12 protein-coding genes and 1 pseudogene are annotated in these 14569 nt (G+C 63.6%); 11 read left to right on the top strand and 2 right to left on the bottom strand.

The features are described from left to right. Both A2J01_RS17170 and A2J01_RS17175 read right to left on the bottom strand, forming a co-directional pair. Positions 1 to 1045: MFS transporter (locus tag A2J01_RS17170; RefSeq protein ID WP_064113180.1), on the bottom strand; the 1045-nt coding region annotated here is incomplete at its 3' end. Positions 1046 to 1288: 243 nt separating this feature from the next. Further along, positions 1289 to 2392: an NADH:flavin oxidoreductase/NADH oxidase gene (locus tag A2J01_RS17175; protein ID WP_054826982.1), complete on the bottom strand. Its 1104-nt coding sequence runs from the start codon at positions 2390 to 2392 to the stop codon at positions 1289 to 1291. A 218-nt stretch (positions 2393 to 2610) separates the two neighbouring features. Here A2J01_RS17175 and A2J01_RS17180 point away from each other — a divergent pair, with 218 nt between their 5' ends. The 11 genes and pseudogenes from A2J01_RS17180 to holA all read left to right on the top strand — a co-directional run bounded on the left by A2J01_RS17180 (position 2611) and on the right by holA (position 14128). Beyond that, positions 2611 to 3897 (top strand): glutamate-5-semialdehyde dehydrogenase, encoded by a 1287-nt coding sequence (locus A2J01_RS17180; RefSeq protein WP_054826981.1) that lies wholly within the window; start codon positions 2611 to 2613, stop codon positions 3895 to 3897. A gap of 40 nt (positions 3898 to 3937) precedes the next feature. Then, the gene (locus A2J01_RS17185; protein WP_003944506.1) at positions 3938 to 4849 is read left to right on the top strand and encodes an AAA family ATPase; all 912 of its coding nucleotides are present in this window, start codon (positions 3938 to 3940) and stop codon (positions 4847 to 4849) included. Positions 4850 to 4857: 8 nt separating this feature from the next. Further along, entirely contained in the window at positions 4858 to 6321 is a 1464-nt protein-coding gene (locus A2J01_RS17190) for a vWA domain-containing protein (RefSeq protein ID WP_007731020.1), read from the top strand. A gap of 18 nt (positions 6322 to 6339) precedes the next feature. Next, positions 6340 to 7056 carry a nicotinate-nucleotide adenylyltransferase gene (gene nadD, locus A2J01_RS17195; protein WP_003944462.1) on the top strand — a complete coding sequence of 239 codons (717 nt, stop codon included), beginning with the start codon at positions 6340 to 6342 and terminating at the stop codon, positions 7054 to 7056. 46 nt (positions 7057 to 7102) lie between these two features. Further along, positions 7103 to 7549: a ribosome silencing factor gene (gene rsfS / locus A2J01_RS17200; protein ID WP_003944502.1), complete on the top strand. Its 447-nt coding sequence runs from the start codon at positions 7103 to 7105 to the stop codon at positions 7547 to 7549. After that, positions 7546 to 8220, top strand: a complete 675-nt coding sequence (locus A2J01_RS17205) for a histidine phosphatase family protein (protein WP_019749053.1) — start codon at positions 7546 to 7548, stop codon at positions 8218 to 8220. Before rsfS ends, A2J01_RS17205 begins: the two co-directional genes overlap by 4 nt. Continuing rightward, positions 8207 to 8989: a diglucosylglycerate octanoyltransferase gene (gene octT, locus A2J01_RS17210; protein WP_042924057.1), complete on the top strand. Its 783-nt coding sequence runs from the start codon at positions 8207 to 8209 to the stop codon at positions 8987 to 8989. The genes A2J01_RS17205 and octT overlap by 14 nt, the downstream gene beginning before the upstream one ends. Before the next feature lie 4 nt (positions 8990 to 8993). Continuing rightward, a complete protein-coding gene (locus A2J01_RS17215) occupies positions 8994 to 9836 on the top strand; it encodes a DegV family protein (RefSeq protein WP_050654643.1) in 843 nt (280 codons plus the stop codon). Between the two features lie 81 nt (positions 9837 to 9917). Then, on the top strand, positions 9918 to 10796 hold the full coding sequence (locus A2J01_RS17220) for a ComEA family DNA-binding protein (protein WP_064113181.1): 879 nt from the start codon (positions 9918 to 9920) through the stop codon (positions 10794 to 10796). After that, a pseudogene (locus A2J01_RS17225) lies at positions 10793 to 13154 on the top strand (ComEC/Rec2 family competence protein). Before A2J01_RS17220 ends, A2J01_RS17225 begins: the two are co-directional and overlap by 4 nt. Next, positions 13151 to 14128 carry a DNA polymerase III subunit delta gene (gene holA / locus A2J01_RS17230; protein ID WP_003944476.1) on the top strand — a complete coding sequence of 326 codons (978 nt, stop codon included), beginning with the start codon at positions 13151 to 13153 and terminating at the stop codon, positions 14126 to 14128. The pseudogene A2J01_RS17225 and the gene holA overlap by 4 nt, the downstream one beginning before the upstream one ends. The last annotated feature ends 441 nt before the right edge of the window (positions 14129 to 14569 follow it).

Raw genomic sequence — 14569 nt, forward strand, 5'->3', positions numbered from 1 at the left:
CGCCGATCAGAAGGTAGGCAGGCAGGGACAGGACGAAGAATCCGATGAAACCGCTGAGCAGCAAGGGTTTACGCCCGACGCGGTCCGAGAACTTTCCGACGTAGCTGATTCCCATCATCATCACGATCATGACGATGATCATCAGAACGAGTCCGTGGGATTCGTCGTAACCCAACGTGTTGGTCAGATATGTCGGCATGTAGCTGAGCAGTCCGTAGTGAGCGATGTTGTACGTGGCCACCAGGACGATGCACAGAACAAGCGGACGCCAGTTGTCGACGAGAGTTTCGCGTAGTTTCTTGCCTGTGGATTCATCTGCGAGGGAGCGCTCTTCGGCCTGCTCCATCATCTGGAATGCGGGAGTTTCCTCCAAACGCAGACGGAGGTACAGGCCGATGAGACCCAGAGGTCCGGCAATGAGGAAGGGGATGCGCCAGCCCCACTGGAGTAGGTCCTCGGCACTGACAACGGTCTGGATGATCGTCACGATGCCCGCTGCCGCCACATATCCTGCCAGAGTACCGAATTCGAGGAAGCTGGCGAAGAAACCGCGGCGCTTGTCCGGTGCGTATTCGGCGACGAACGTACTGGCTCCGCCGTATTCGCCGCCGGTGGAAAAGCCCTGCAGTAGGCGTAGGAGTACCAGCAGGATCGGGGCGGCGATACCGATGGATTCGTAGCTCGGGATGAGGCCGATGGCGAAGGTGCTGCCCGCCATCAGAATGATGGTGGTGGCCAGGACTTTCTTGCGTCCGATGCGGTCACCGAGTGGACCGAAGAACAATCCGCCGAGTGGGCGGACGATGAAGGCTGCCGCAAAAATTGCAAAGGTAGAGAGGAGTTGAGCGCTGCCGCTCGCGTCCGGGAAGAACACTTTTCCTATAGTGGTAGCTAGATATGCGTAAACGCCGAAATCGAACCACTCCATGGCATTTCCGAGCATCGTTGCCTTGACAGCGCGCTTGACGGACGCATTGTCGGTGACGCAGACATCGGGTGATTCGGCCACTTCGAGAGCGCTGATCGAGTTCTCTGGTGTAGTCATGACATGCGCTCCCCAGCGCAATCATCGAACCGAGCGGGGCACGTACCTGATGCACGCATCTTTTCGTTGCCCACTCGCCGATGAGCCGGTCGGGAAATCGAGCGTCCGCGTGCCCTGTGGCTCGTTGCGACCCCCGTCGCACGGCTCTGGCCCGCGGCAGTGTCCGGAACCCTCAGGGCTCCGGACTACCGGCAAGTAAGACGCTTACGCTATCAAAGTTGTGCGCGGGAGCCGATTTTCGGGCTAGAAGGCGCGGGCGTACTGCGACGGGATATGCGGTCCTACCTCGGCGTTCAGTTCACGGGCCGCCCGGCGCGCCCAGTAGGGATCACGCAACAGTTCGCGGCCGAGGAGCACCGCCACTGCGCTTCCGTCTTCGACGATCTTCTCGGCCTGTTCGGGTTCGGTGATGAGGCCGACGGCGGCGGCCGGTAGCAGGCTCTCGTTCTGCAGGCGACGGGCGAACGGAACCTGGTATCCCGGCTCCACCGGAATCTTGGCTGCCGGTGAATTACCACCGGTGGACACGTCGACGAGATCGACGCCGTAGTCGGAGAGGATGTTGGCGAGGGCTACGGTCTGATCCGCGGTCCAGCTCTCGACGTCGAGCCCACGTTCTTCCGTGAGCCAATCGGTTGCCGAGACCCGGACGAAGAGCGGTAGCTCGGCCGGCCACACCTCGCGGACTGCGCTCAGGATTTCGAGGAGCAACCGGATGCGGTTCTCGAAGCTGCCGCCGTAGCGGTCGGTCCGCTTGTTGCTCTCGGGGGAGAGGAACTGATGGATCAGGTATCCGTGGGCCGCGTGAATTTCCACGACCTTGAATTCGGCCTTCAGTGCGCGGGTAGCCGCCGCTGCAAAGTCTGCGACGACCTTCTCGATGCCTTCCGTGGTGAGCTCGACCGGATCGGCAAGGTGACCGAACGGAACCGCGCTCGGGGCAACCGTCTGCCACGAGAGTCGGTCGTCGGCGGGCAGACTCTTGCCTCCGCGCCACGGAACCTGCGTCGACGCTTTGCGTCCGGCGTGGGCCAGCTGAATTCCGGGCACTGCGCCGAAGTACGCGAGTTGCGCGTTGATCTCGGCGAAGGCTTGCGCCTGCGTGTCGTTCCAGATCCCCAGATCAGCTGCCGATATGCGGCCTTCGGGATTGACGGCCGTCGCCTCGGTGAGAATCAGGCCGGTGCCGCCGATTGCACGGCTCACCAGATGCGTGCGATGCCACTCGTTGGGCACTCCGACCTGGTCGCCGATGACGTCAGCGGAGTACTGGCACATCGGTGCCATCCAGACGCGGTTCGGGATGGTGACGCCGCGCAGGGTCAAAGGCTCGAACAACACACTCACGGATGGCTCCTGACTCGAAGAAGAAGGTCGGTGGGTGCAACAGTGTCGCGCGCCGGAATTGTTCCCCGGCGGTCCGCCGAAATGTTCGCAGGCGGTCCGCCTAAATGTTCGCAGGCGGTCCGCCTAAATGTTCGCAGGCGGTCCGCCGGAATGGTCCCGGGTGGTCACAGCCTCGTTCCGCCGAGCAGGCCGTCACGGTGGGTGGTTAATGTGTATTCATGACCGCTGTGACTTCCAACGCAGAAACCGTCGACTCGAACGCGTCCGACACCAAGTCCGTCGTGCACGACGCCGCACGCCGAGCCCGTAAGGCTTCGCGCGTCCTGGCTCTGCTGACCACGGCGCAGAAGGATGCTGCGCTCAACGCCGCAGCCGACGCGGTACTCGCGGCAAGTGATCGGATTCTCGCGGCCAACGCTCTCGATATCGACACCGCGAAGGCGGGCGGCACCGAGGAATCGCTGCTCGACCGTCTTCGTCTGACCGCTGAGCGGATCGAGGGCATCGCGTCGGGTTTGCGTCAGGTTGCCGGACTACCCGATCCGATCGGTGAAGTGCTTCGTGGATCCACTTTGCCGAACGGTTTGGAGCTACGCCAGCAGCGCGTTCCGCTCGGTGTCGTCGGCATGGTCTACGAGGCTCGCCCCAACGTGACCGTCGATGCCTTCGGGCTCACCCTCAAGTCGGGAAATGCTGCGCTGCTTCGTGGTTCGTCCTCGGCGGTCAAGTCCAACGAAGCGTTGGTGGCGGCTCTGCGTGCGTCGTTGGTTGATCAGGGACTGCCCGAGGATTCCGTTCAACTACTGCCGAGTGCGGATCGCTCCACGGTCACTCATTTGATTCAGGCCCGTGGCCTCGTCGACGTCGTCATCCCGCGCGGCGGTGCCGGCTTGATCAGCGCCGTCGTGCGTGATGCCACCGTGCCCACCATCGAGACCGGTGTCGGTAACTGCCACGTCTATGTTCACTCGGCCGCCGATCTACTGATGGCCGAGAAGATTCTTCTCAACTCCAAAACCCGTCGGCCCAGTGTGTGCAACACGGCAGAGACGGTGCTGGTCGACGCCGCTATTGCCGAGACGGCCGTGCCGAAGCTGCTCCAAGCGCTTCAGATGCACGACGTCGTCGTGCACGGTGATCTGCCGGGACTGGTTCCCGCGACCGAGGACGACTGGTCGAAGGAATACCTCACCCTCGACGTCGCCCTCAAGGTCGTCAAGGACTTGGACGCTGCCGTCGAGCACATCGACCAGTACGGAACCGGCCACACCGAAGCCATCGTGACGTCCGATCTCTCGGCTGCCCGCGAGTTCACCGCTCGAGTCGACGCCGCGGCAGTGATGGTCAATGCGTCGACTGCCTTCACCGACGGTGAGCAGTTCGGGTTCGGCGCCGAGATCGGCATCTCCACCCAGAAACTGCATGCGCGTGGCCCCATGGGGTTGCCGGAACTGACGTCCACCAAGTGGATCGTCTGGGGCGACGGGCACACCCGACCCGCCTGAAAAGTTCACCAGACTTGCCCCACCTCTCAAGGAGTTAACCGTGGACCGAGCACTTCCCGACACGACGCCGTTCTTCTCGACCGTCGACGACGTGATCGAACGGCTGGCCGAAACCGGCTATCTGTCCGACAAGGCCACCGCGACGGCAGTCTTCCTGGCCGATCGTCTGGGCAAGCCGCTGCTCATCGAGGGCCCGGCCGGTGTCGGAAAGACGGAACTCGCCCGCGCAGTCGCCCAGACCACGGGCGCAGAACTGGTGCGTCTGCAGTGCTACGAGGGCGTCGACGAGGCTCGTGCACTCTACGAGTGGAACCACGCGAAGCAGATTCTTCGGATTCAGTCGGGCGGGGCGAGCGGAGCGAGGGGTGATGTCGCGGTCGACCACAGCTGGGATTCGACGAAGGCGGATGTCTTCTCGGAGGAGTTCCTGCTCGCACGTCCACTGCTCAAGGCCATTCGCCGCGAGGACCCGACGGTGCTGTTGATCGACGAGACGGACAAGGCAGACGTCGAGATCGAAGGTCTGCTCCTCGAAGTGCTCAGCGACTTCGCGGTCACGATCCCCGAGCTCGGAACCATTACCGCCACCCGCAAGCCGTTCACGGTGTTGACCTCGAATGCCACTCGCGAACTCTCGGAGGCTCTGAAGCGTCGTTGCCTCTTCCTGCATCTCGACTTCCCGGACGCCGACCTCGAGCGTCGCATCCTCGCAAGCCGTGTGCCGGAGCTTCCTGAAGCGATTGCCGAGCAGCTGGTCAACACCATTCGTGTTCTTCGCGGAATGCAGCTCAAGAAGGTCCCTTCGGTATCCGAGACCATCGACTGGGGACGCACCCTTCTTGCTCTGGGCATGGACACTCTCGACGACGATGCCGTTCGCGCCACGCTCGGCGTGATCCTCAAGCACCAGTCGGACCAGGTGCGTGCCGCCGCTGAACTTCGGCTGAACTGAGGTCTGACATGGCTCCCGCAGCATCGACGTCGCCGCTCTCACCTGGCGGCCTGGCAGCGCCGCACGGGATTCCCGGTCACCTCGTCGATTTTGTCGAGGCTTTGCGACGACGCGGAATCATGGTCGGCCCGTCCGAGACAGTCGACGCCGGTCAGGTCATGTCTGTTCTCGACCTGCTCGATCGTGAAGCGCTTCGTGAAGGGCTGGCATGCTCGCTCCTGCGCAGGCCGACCCACCGGGCGACGTTCGACGCCGTCTTCGACCTGTGGTTCCCCAAGGCGATCGGTGACCGTGCGGTCGGCGACGTCGACGTCACACTGCCGCGCAAGCCAGACGGCTCGATCGACCTGCAGGCCTTGCGTGAGCTCATTGCCGAACTGCTGACAGACGGCAGTGACGAGGCGATGGAGATGACCGAACTCCTGACCGCCGCGATGGTCGAGGAACTCGGGCAGTACCAGTCGAGTAACGGCCCGTCGTTCTCCGCCTATCAGGCGCTGCGTGACGTCGCCCCGGAGACGTTGCTCAACAAGATCCTGCAGGGCCTGCTCGGCAACCAGGAGGGTTCCGGGTCAGAGGGCAAGGACAACTCCGACTATCAGTCCGAGGTCGCCAAGCGCACGGCAGCGCAGCGCATCGCGGACTTCCGCAAGATGGTCGAGAAGGAAACGCGTCGACGCACAGCCGAGAATTTGGGCAAGGAGCGGGTCGCCACGTACGGCGTTCCGAAACTCGCCGAGGAAGTCGACTTCTTGCGAGCGTCCGATGCCGAACTCACCACGCTGAAGAAGAACGTCGCACCCCTGGCTCGCTTGTTGGCCAGTCGTCTCGCCGTGCGTCGCAGCCGCTCTCGCGCGGGTTCGATCGACCTACGTCGTACGTTGCGCAAGTCCATGTCGACGGGCGGAGTGCCGATCGATCTGGTGCAGCGCAAGCCGAAGCGGGCGCGGCCCGAACTTGTGGTGATGTGTGACGTATCCGGCTCGGTGGCGGGGTTCAGCCATTTCACTCTGCTGCTCGTGAACGCTTTGCGTGAGCAGTTCTCGCGCGTGCGGGTGTTCGCGTTCATCGACACGACCGACGAGGTCACGCGGTTCTTCGACTCGAACGCAGACCTCGGATCAGCGATGTCACGGATGGTGCGTGAGGCCGAACTGATCACCTACGACGGCCACTCAGACTACGGACACGCCTTCGGAGTGTTCCAGGAGAAGTTCGCGCAGTCGATCACCAGTCGCACGTCGCTACTGGTACTCGGCGACGGTCGCAACAACTACCGCGATCCCAACCTTCAGTCGCTGTCGCAGATGGTGGCAGTAGCCAAGCACGCGCACTGGCTCAACCCCGAGCCGAAGGGGCAATGGGGAACGGGTGACTCCGCGGCGAAGGTCTACAACGAGGTCATCAGCATGCACGAGTGCCGCTCGGCCCAGCAGCTTGCCGACGTCGTGTCCCGTCTGCTGCCGGTCTGACCCGTAAGCTCGACACTCGTGCAGAAGGGACTATCGGTGGAACGTGCTCGACGCCTAGGAGTGATGGGTGGCACCTTCGACCCCATTCACCATGGCCACCTCGTTGCGGCCAGTGAGGTCGCCGACCGGTTCGGACTCGACGAAGTGATCTTCGTCCCCACCGGGCGGCCCTGGCAGAAGCAGGGGAAGGGCGTCAGTCCTGCCGAGGACCGGTACCTCATGACGGTCATCGCCACCGCCTCCAACCCGCGGTTTTCCGTCTCTCGGGTCGACGTCGACCGTGAAAAAGTGACGTACACCGTGGACACGCTGCGAGACCTCCGGGCCTACCACCCTGACGCCGAACTCTTCTTCATCACCGGTGCCGATGCGCTGGCCAGCATCCTTTCCTGGCAAGATTGGGAAGAGTTGTTCGCATTGGCGAAGTTCGTCGGGGTATCGCGACCGGGTTTCGATCTCAATGCAGAGCACCTGGCCGGTCACCTCGACACCATGCCCGCCGACGCGGTCACGTTGATAGAGATTCCGGCACTTGCCATTTCGTCGACCGAATGTCGGCGTCGGGCAAGTGAAGACCGCCCCGTCTGGTACCTGGTGCCGGACGGAGTGGTGCAGTACATCTCGAAGCGGAACCTGTATCGACCTGTCGACGCGGAGCGCCGCGACGGAGCTACAACGATGTCGGAGCCCGCACCGGGGAAGTCGGAAGCCGTCCCGGGCGCCGAATCGAGCTAGCCGAGCACAACAAGTACTTTCTGAAGACGAAACTGGAGAACATCGAGTGAGCGCAAACACCGAAGCCATCGACATGGCACGCATCGCGGCCTTGGCAGCCGACGAGAAGCTGGCCACCGAAGTGGTGGTGCTCGATGTGTCCGAACAGCTGGTCATCACGGACTGCTTCGTCATCGCATCTGCGACGAACGAGCGTCAGGTCAACTCGATTGTCGAGAACATCGAAGACCGTCTCCGCGAAGCGGGACACAAGCCGGTCCGCCGGGAAGGCACCCGCGAGGGCCGCTGGGCACTGCTCGACTACGCCGACATCGTCGTCCACGTCCAGCATGACGAGGAGCGCAACTTCTACGCTCTCGATCGACTGTGGAAGGACTGCCCGACGGTCGAGGTCGAAGGCCTCGGACAGAACCGTCCCGGCCCCGCCGACGCCAACACGGTGTTCGAGACCGACACGGTTTCCGAGCCGGACGCGCAGGATCCCTCGCTGTGACTTCGTCGGCGCCCAGTGCGGCGTCGAACCCTGTCCGCCGGCTCATCCTGCTGCGTCACGGACAGACCGAATACAACGCCGACTCTCGGATGCAGGGGCAACTCGACACCGACCTGTCGGAGTTGGGACGCACGCAGGCCAAGAGTGCAGGTCCGGTGATCGCCGATCGCAGGCCGTTGACGATCGTGTCCTCGGATCTGCGTCGGGCGTACTTCACGGCCGTCGCTGTCGGTGATGCCGCCGGACTTCCGGTCCTCACCGACACGCGTCTGCGTGAGACACACCTGGGGGAATGGCAGGGCCTGACTCATCATGACGTCGACGAGCGCACTCCCGGTGTGCGATCTGCGTGGCGAGCGGATGCCACGTTGGCGCCGCCCGGCGGCGAAAGCCGAATCGACGTCGCGAATCGCAGCCTCCCCGTAGTTCACGAATTGCTCGACACGCACCCGGACTGGGCCGAGCGGCCCGTGGTTCTGGTGGCGCACGGAGGCTTGATCGCGGCACTGACAGCGGCATTGCTCGACCTACCCGTCGATCGCTGGGCCGTCCTCGGCGGATTGGGAAACACCAGTTGGGTGCAACTCAGTGGACATGGTGACGTCAAGTCGATCGAGTGGCGACTCGACGTATGGAATGCTTCTGCGAGTGTCGCAAATGACGTCCTCTGAAAGTGCCGACGGGCAGCGCCCCGTCCTCCTCGTACTCGCGGATTCGCTGTCGTATTTCGGCCCCAAAGGCGGCCTCGCGGCAGATCATCCACGCATCTGGCCCAACATCGTGGCCGACGAACTCGGCTGGGACGTCGAGTTGGTCGCCCGTATCGGCTGGACGTGCCGCGATGCGTGGTGGGCACTGACTCAGGATCCTCGTGTGTGGGCGGCGGTGCCGCGGGCAGGCGCCGTCGTGTTCGCGGTCGGCGGTATGGACTCGCTACCGTCTCCGCTGCCTACCGCGCTCCGCGAGACCATCCGCTACGTTCGGCCACCCGCGCTTCGACGCGTGGTGCGCGAGGGTTATCAGTGGCTGCAGCCGCGGCTTGCACCTCTGGGCCGCCCGGTCGCACTTCCGCCCAAGCTGAGCGTCGAGTATCTGGAAAGCTCGCGAAATGCGTTGGAGTACATGCGGCCGGAACTGCCGATGATCGCGACCTTGCCGTCAGTGCATCGCAGCGATGCCTACGCGAGCGTGCATGCCGGCCGGCCGGCCGCCGTGTCCGCGATCACCGAGTGGGCTACGGAGAAAGACGTTCCCGTAGTCGACCTTGCAGATGCAGTGCGTGACAACGTCTTTTCCGAGAACGGCAATCCTGACGGCATTCACTGGGGTTGGGACGGTCACCTCGGCGTAGCCCGCGCGATGATCGCTGCGATTCGCGGGGTCGAGGCGCAGAAAGTGGTTTCGCCGGAACTGGTAGCACCGCCGAGCGAAGTCGGGTAGCAGAATGCCGGTCGTCGTCGTCACGGATTCCTCCGCCTGCATCCCGCAGGAGTCGGCCGACGCATGTGGCATTCAGGTTGTTCCGCTCCACGTGCTCCGTGACGGTTGCGACTTGCGAGAGGGCGTCGACGCAATGCCGAGCGACCTGTCGGGAGTGACAACGGCCGGAGCGTCGCCCGCCGAGTTGTCCGAAGCGTATGCACGCGCCCTGGACATGAGCGACGGTGACGGCGTTCTCGCCGTTCACATTTCACGTCAACTGTCGGGAACGTGGGAAGCCGGACGAGTCGCAGCCCAGGAATTCGGTGGCGCCGTCCGGATCGTCGATTCACAGTCCGCCGGTATGGGTTTGGGCTATCCGGCTCTCGAAGCTGCACGCTTGGCCGAGAAGGGCGCTTCACTCGAAGAGGCGTACGGCCGGGCGGTCGACGTCGCCAGCCGTGGGCGCTGCTACATCGTCGTCGACAAACTTGATCAATTGCGTCGGGGCGGACGAATCGGAACCGCCGCTGCGTTGCTGGGTACTGCATTGGCGATGAAGCCGATCCTGCATCTGGTGGACGGCAAACTCGTGCTCGGCGAAAAAACGCGCACCACCACCAAAGCGCTTGCACGCTTGGTTGATTCGGCAGTCGAGCGCGCCGGTCTCGGCCGCGTGGCGATAGCCGTGCATCACATGCGAGCACGAGAGCGTGCCGACGGGATAGCGGAACAGTTGGCCGAGCGCATTCCCGATGTAGCGGAATCCGTGGTTACCGACTTCAGCGCGGTTATCGGAGCGCACGTCGGCGTCGGCGCGATCGGTGTTGTGGTGTGCCCGTTGCCGGAGATCGACGCGAACACCTGATCGTTTCTCCACAATCCCCGAGTTCTCCACAGGTCGAAATTCATCGTCTTCGGTGGCGAGGTCTCTCGTTAGCGTCCAGTCATGAGGATCAGCGAGGAGCGCGAGCGGGCGCGTGATCGCCTCGCGGCGATGGACGGAAACTACCGGCAGCGACCGGCCGTCGACGAATTCGAGGATTCAGGGTCTTTCGAGAGGTCCCCCGAGTGGCTTCGGGACTTCGACGAGGACGACTACGACGCTCAGCCCGACTCGTCACGGTTCGACCGATTGCCCGAACATTGGCGCGGTACACGTTGGCGCCCGAGTCGGTCGGCGACCTGGGTGTTGGCGATCGTTGCAGTTCTGGCCACGGGAATCGGCTTGTTCGCCGTGTGGTGGGATTCTCCGAGCATGCAGGCGGTCCCAACGTTGCCCTCGCCCCAGAATGTCACGGAGAAGAATGTGACTGCCGGCGATGGTGAATCAGCCAGTCCTGTACCGACCGGCGTCGTGGCAGAGCAGCCGCCCGAGGCTGTGGTGGTCAGTGTCGTCGGGCTCGTGCGCACGCCTGGGCTTGTCAATCTTCATTCGGGCTCGCGCATCGCCGACGCGCTTGCTGCGGCAGGTGGCGTGCTCGACGGAGCGGAGACGGTGGGCCTGAATCTGGCTCAGAAACTTGTCGACGGCGATCAGATCGTGGTTGGTGCGGCCGATCAGTCCGGTGGTGTTTCTTCGAGTACCACTGCAGGAGGGACCAGCCCCGCAGCTACGGGGGAATCCGGCGGGGCTGGGCTGGTGAACCTCAATACCGCCACCGAGGCCGAACTGGACGAGCTTCCCGGGGTAGGGCCGGTAACGGCTGCGGCGATCACCTCCTGGCGCACATCCAACGGAAAATTCACGGACATAGAACAATTGGGGGAAGTCGACGGGATCGGCCCGGCAAGGTTGGCCAAATTGCGAGTGCTGGTGTCGGTGTGAACGAACCGGAAGCCTCGCCGGTCCTCGACGCTCGACTGCTTCCGTCTGCCGTCGCGGTGTGGGGGAGCAGTGCGGTGGGGATCCTGTTCGGCCCGGTCGCCGCGTGGGTACTGGCGGTGGCGTGTGCGGTTCCAGCGGCACTCCTCACTTACGTGGTTGTGCGCCGGACATCAGCGGGGTGGGTACGAATCATGTTGGTTGCATTGCTGTTCGGTGCCGGGTGTAGTGCCGTCGGCGGGTGGCGGGCGTCCGAGGCGGAGAGGCACCCACTGACCCGAGCTTCTCTCGAGGGAGCTTGGGTGAGTGTCGAAGTGGAACCCTCGGAGGATCCGCACGCGGTCTCCGGCGCGGTGGGTCAAGGTCAGGTCGTCTTCAGGGCAACCGTCAATTCGGTGACTGCCCAGAACCGCAGGTACTCCGGAGGCGGCTTGGTCACCATCCGGGCGCCCAGTTCGTCGTGGCTCGAAGTTGTTCCAGGGCAGAGCCTCACGGTTCGTGGCCGGGCGAGTCAGCCATGGCGTAGCGATTCCACGCTCGCCGTGATCACGTCCGAAGGGCCTCCTGTCGCGGTGGGAGAAGTGCCCTGGTATCAGCGATGGGCAAGTGTGGTGCGCATTCGTTTCGCGGCTGCGTGCTCGGCTGCACTCCCGCCGGATCAGGCGGGTCTGCTGCCTGGCCTCGTCGTCGGAGACACGTCGGCGCTGTCGCCGGTGGTGAAGGACAACTTTCACCGTTGCCGGACTTTCCCATCTCACCGCGGTGTCCGGCGCCAACATCAGCATTCTGCTCGGGGCCGTTCTGCTGTTGGTCAGAGCCGCGGCGCTCAGTCCACGGGTCGGCGCCGCTTTGGCGGTGGTAGCCCTCGTTGCCTTTGTTGTCGTCGCGAGGCCGTCGCCGAGTGTTCTACGCGCGTCGGTGATGGGCTTGGTAGGCCTGCTCAGTCTGGTCACTGGTCGGCGCAAACAGGCGCTGCCTGCGCTTGCCGCCGCCGTCATCGTTCTGGTAGTCGTGAGGCCCGAGCTGGCCGTCGACTGGGGATTTGCGCTGTCGACTACTGCGACGGGCGCGCTGGTGATCATTGCTCCGGTGTGGGTGGACGTGCTTCGCCGAAGAGGCTGGCCCCGTTGGTTTTCGGAGATGACAGCTGTCTCGGGTGCTGCGTTTGTCGTGACTGCACCGTTGGTGGGCGCCATGGCGGGAACCTTCAGCGTGGTCACGATTGCCGCGAACATGGCGGTGGCGCCGGTGATCGGAATCATCACGGTGTTCGGTGCGGTGATTGCCTTGTGTGCGCTGATCTGTCCACCGATCGCGGTGTTCGTCGCGCCATTGGTGCGGCCGCCGATGGGGTGGCTGCTGTGCGTGTCCGAGCGGGCGGCGGCGCTTCCCGGAGCGTCGGTGGTAGTGCCGTCAGGACTCATCGGTGCCCTCGTCGTCGTGGGAGTCCTACTGGCGACGACCCTGACGCTGTGGAATCGGATTTCGAGATGGGTGCTCGGCGTTCTCGTTCTGGGAGTTGTTCTGGCCCTGATCTTTCAGCACGTGTTCGGGGGTGGCCGTATTGCTCCGGGGTGGGCACTGGTGATGTGCGACGTCGGTCAGGGGGACGGTCTTGTGCTCTCGACTGGAGACGGCAGGGTGATCGTGATCGATGTCGGTCCTGATCCCACGTCGATGGATCGTTGCCTGAACATGTTGGACGTCAACGACATCGCGTTGCTGGTGATCAGTCATTTTCATGCCGATCACATCGGTGGATTGGAAGCAGTCCTGAGTGGGCGTTCGGTCGCTGCGATCGGAGTCGGGTCGATGTTGTTGCCGGAGTCAGGTTTTCGGGCGGTGAAGGATGCCGCCGACTCGCAGGCCGTTCCGGTTGTCTCGTTGCTCGCAGGTATGGAGTTGACGTTGGGATCGGTGAACGTGGAGGTTCTCGGTCCGTTGGTTCCAGCTCCCCGCGATTCCGTCGGTGCCGCAGATGCAGCCAACGATCAGTCGCTGGTGGTGATGGCGCACACGGGCGCGGGTCGAATTCTGTTGACGGGCGACGCCGAAGTTGCGGGGGAGGAGGCGATCCTCCGATCGGGAGCGGACGTGAAGGCCGATGTGTTGAAGCTGCCCCATCACGGTTCTCGGACCACGTCGTCGGCATTTCTGGAAGCGGTGCGTCCGAGGTTGACGATGATCAGCGTCGGCGTCGGCAACAGTTTCGGGCACCCGAATGCGGAGGTTCTCGATGAACTGGATTCATTGGGCGGGGCGGTGGTTCGGACCGACGTCGACGGCACCGTCGCTGTGTACGGCGGGGGCGGCGGGTCTGTGTCGATCGTGTCGGTTCCTCGTGGGACCATCTTCGGGTGAGTAATCCGTCTGGAGTCGATCCGCTGCATCTTGTTCTCGGGGACGACGAGTTCCTGATCGACCGCACGGTATCGCAGCTCATCAGAGCCGTCCGCGGTGACCGCGGCCAGGGTATTTCGGATCTCCCGGTGACCAAGATGCGTGCGGGCGACACCAATGCTCCCGAGTTGGCCGAGTTGCTCAGCCCTTCTCTTTTTGCCGAAGACCGTGTGATCGTCCTGGAATCGGCTGCAGAAGCAGGCAAAGATGCCGTAGCGCTTGTCCTGGAGGCTGCACGCGAGCCGGCAGAAGGTGTGGTTCTGATCGTCGTGCACTCGGGCGGCGGTCGCGCGAAAGCGTTGGCTCCGGCCCTCGAGAAGCTCGGCGCGACGGTTCACAACTGCGGAAAACTGAACAAGAGTCAGCTTGTCGACTTCGTCCGGGGTGAGTTCCGGACCGCAGACGTCAGGGTTGCGCCAGATGCGATCGCCGCGATGATCGAAAGCGTCGGCTCCAACCTCCGCGAACTCGCGTCGGCCTGCTCGCAATTGGCGGCAGATACGGGCGGCAAGATCGACGTCGATGCGGTCCACAAGTATTACTCGGGCAAGGCCGAGGTTTCCGGATTCGACGTGGCCGACAAAGTCATCGTCGGCGATACCCGGGGTGCGCTCGAGGCGCTCCGATGGGCAGATCAGATCGGAACAGCCCATGTTCTGCTCGCGGATGCCCTCGCCGACGCAGTCCACACCATCGCGAAGGTCGGCCCGTTTGCACGGGGCGGTGACCCGTTCCGGTTGGCGTCGGATCTCGGAATGCCGCCGTGGAAGGTCAAGAAGGCGATCAAGGAGGTCGGCGGCTGGGATCCCACGTCGATCGGCGCTGCGATGCAGATCGTCGCTGCCCTCAACGCCGACGTGAAGGGTGCCGCAGTCGACTCGTCCTTCGCCCTGGAGATGGCAGTGCGGAAAGTGTGCGCGTTGCGGAAGAACTGAGTACAACGTGGCCTACTGCGCGTCCGGCCAGAAGTAGTCCGACGACAGTGGCGGCCGTGGCCTCGCCCGCCCGGTAGTCGAGGCGTTTCACGCAGGCTTGCTCCAACTGAGTATGCGGAATGGCCTGAGGCCGTGTCGTTGGTTCACCTGTTCTGATGTCGGTCACCCGTAGTGAGTCGTGCGACACCGGATTCACCACACTGCCGCAGGCAATGGTTTCTTGGCCGATGCTGTCCACCGGCACCTTCACGGTGGTGAGTACCGCTCGTCCAACGGCGAGAAACGCCAGAATCGCAACGAGTGAACACATCACGCCGAAGAAGATCCGGAATTCGCTACGTTGCCTGCGCCTACACCATCCGTAGCTTGCGGCACCTCCGACGACTGCAACCGTCAATGATTCCCACCAACGAGGGATTTCCCAGGGCGGCCACTACGCCG

This window comes from Rhodococcus sp. EPR-134, from assembly GCF_001647205.1.
GTDB lineage: Bacteria > Actinomycetota > Actinomycetes > Mycobacteriales > Mycobacteriaceae > Rhodococcus_F > Rhodococcus_F qingshengii.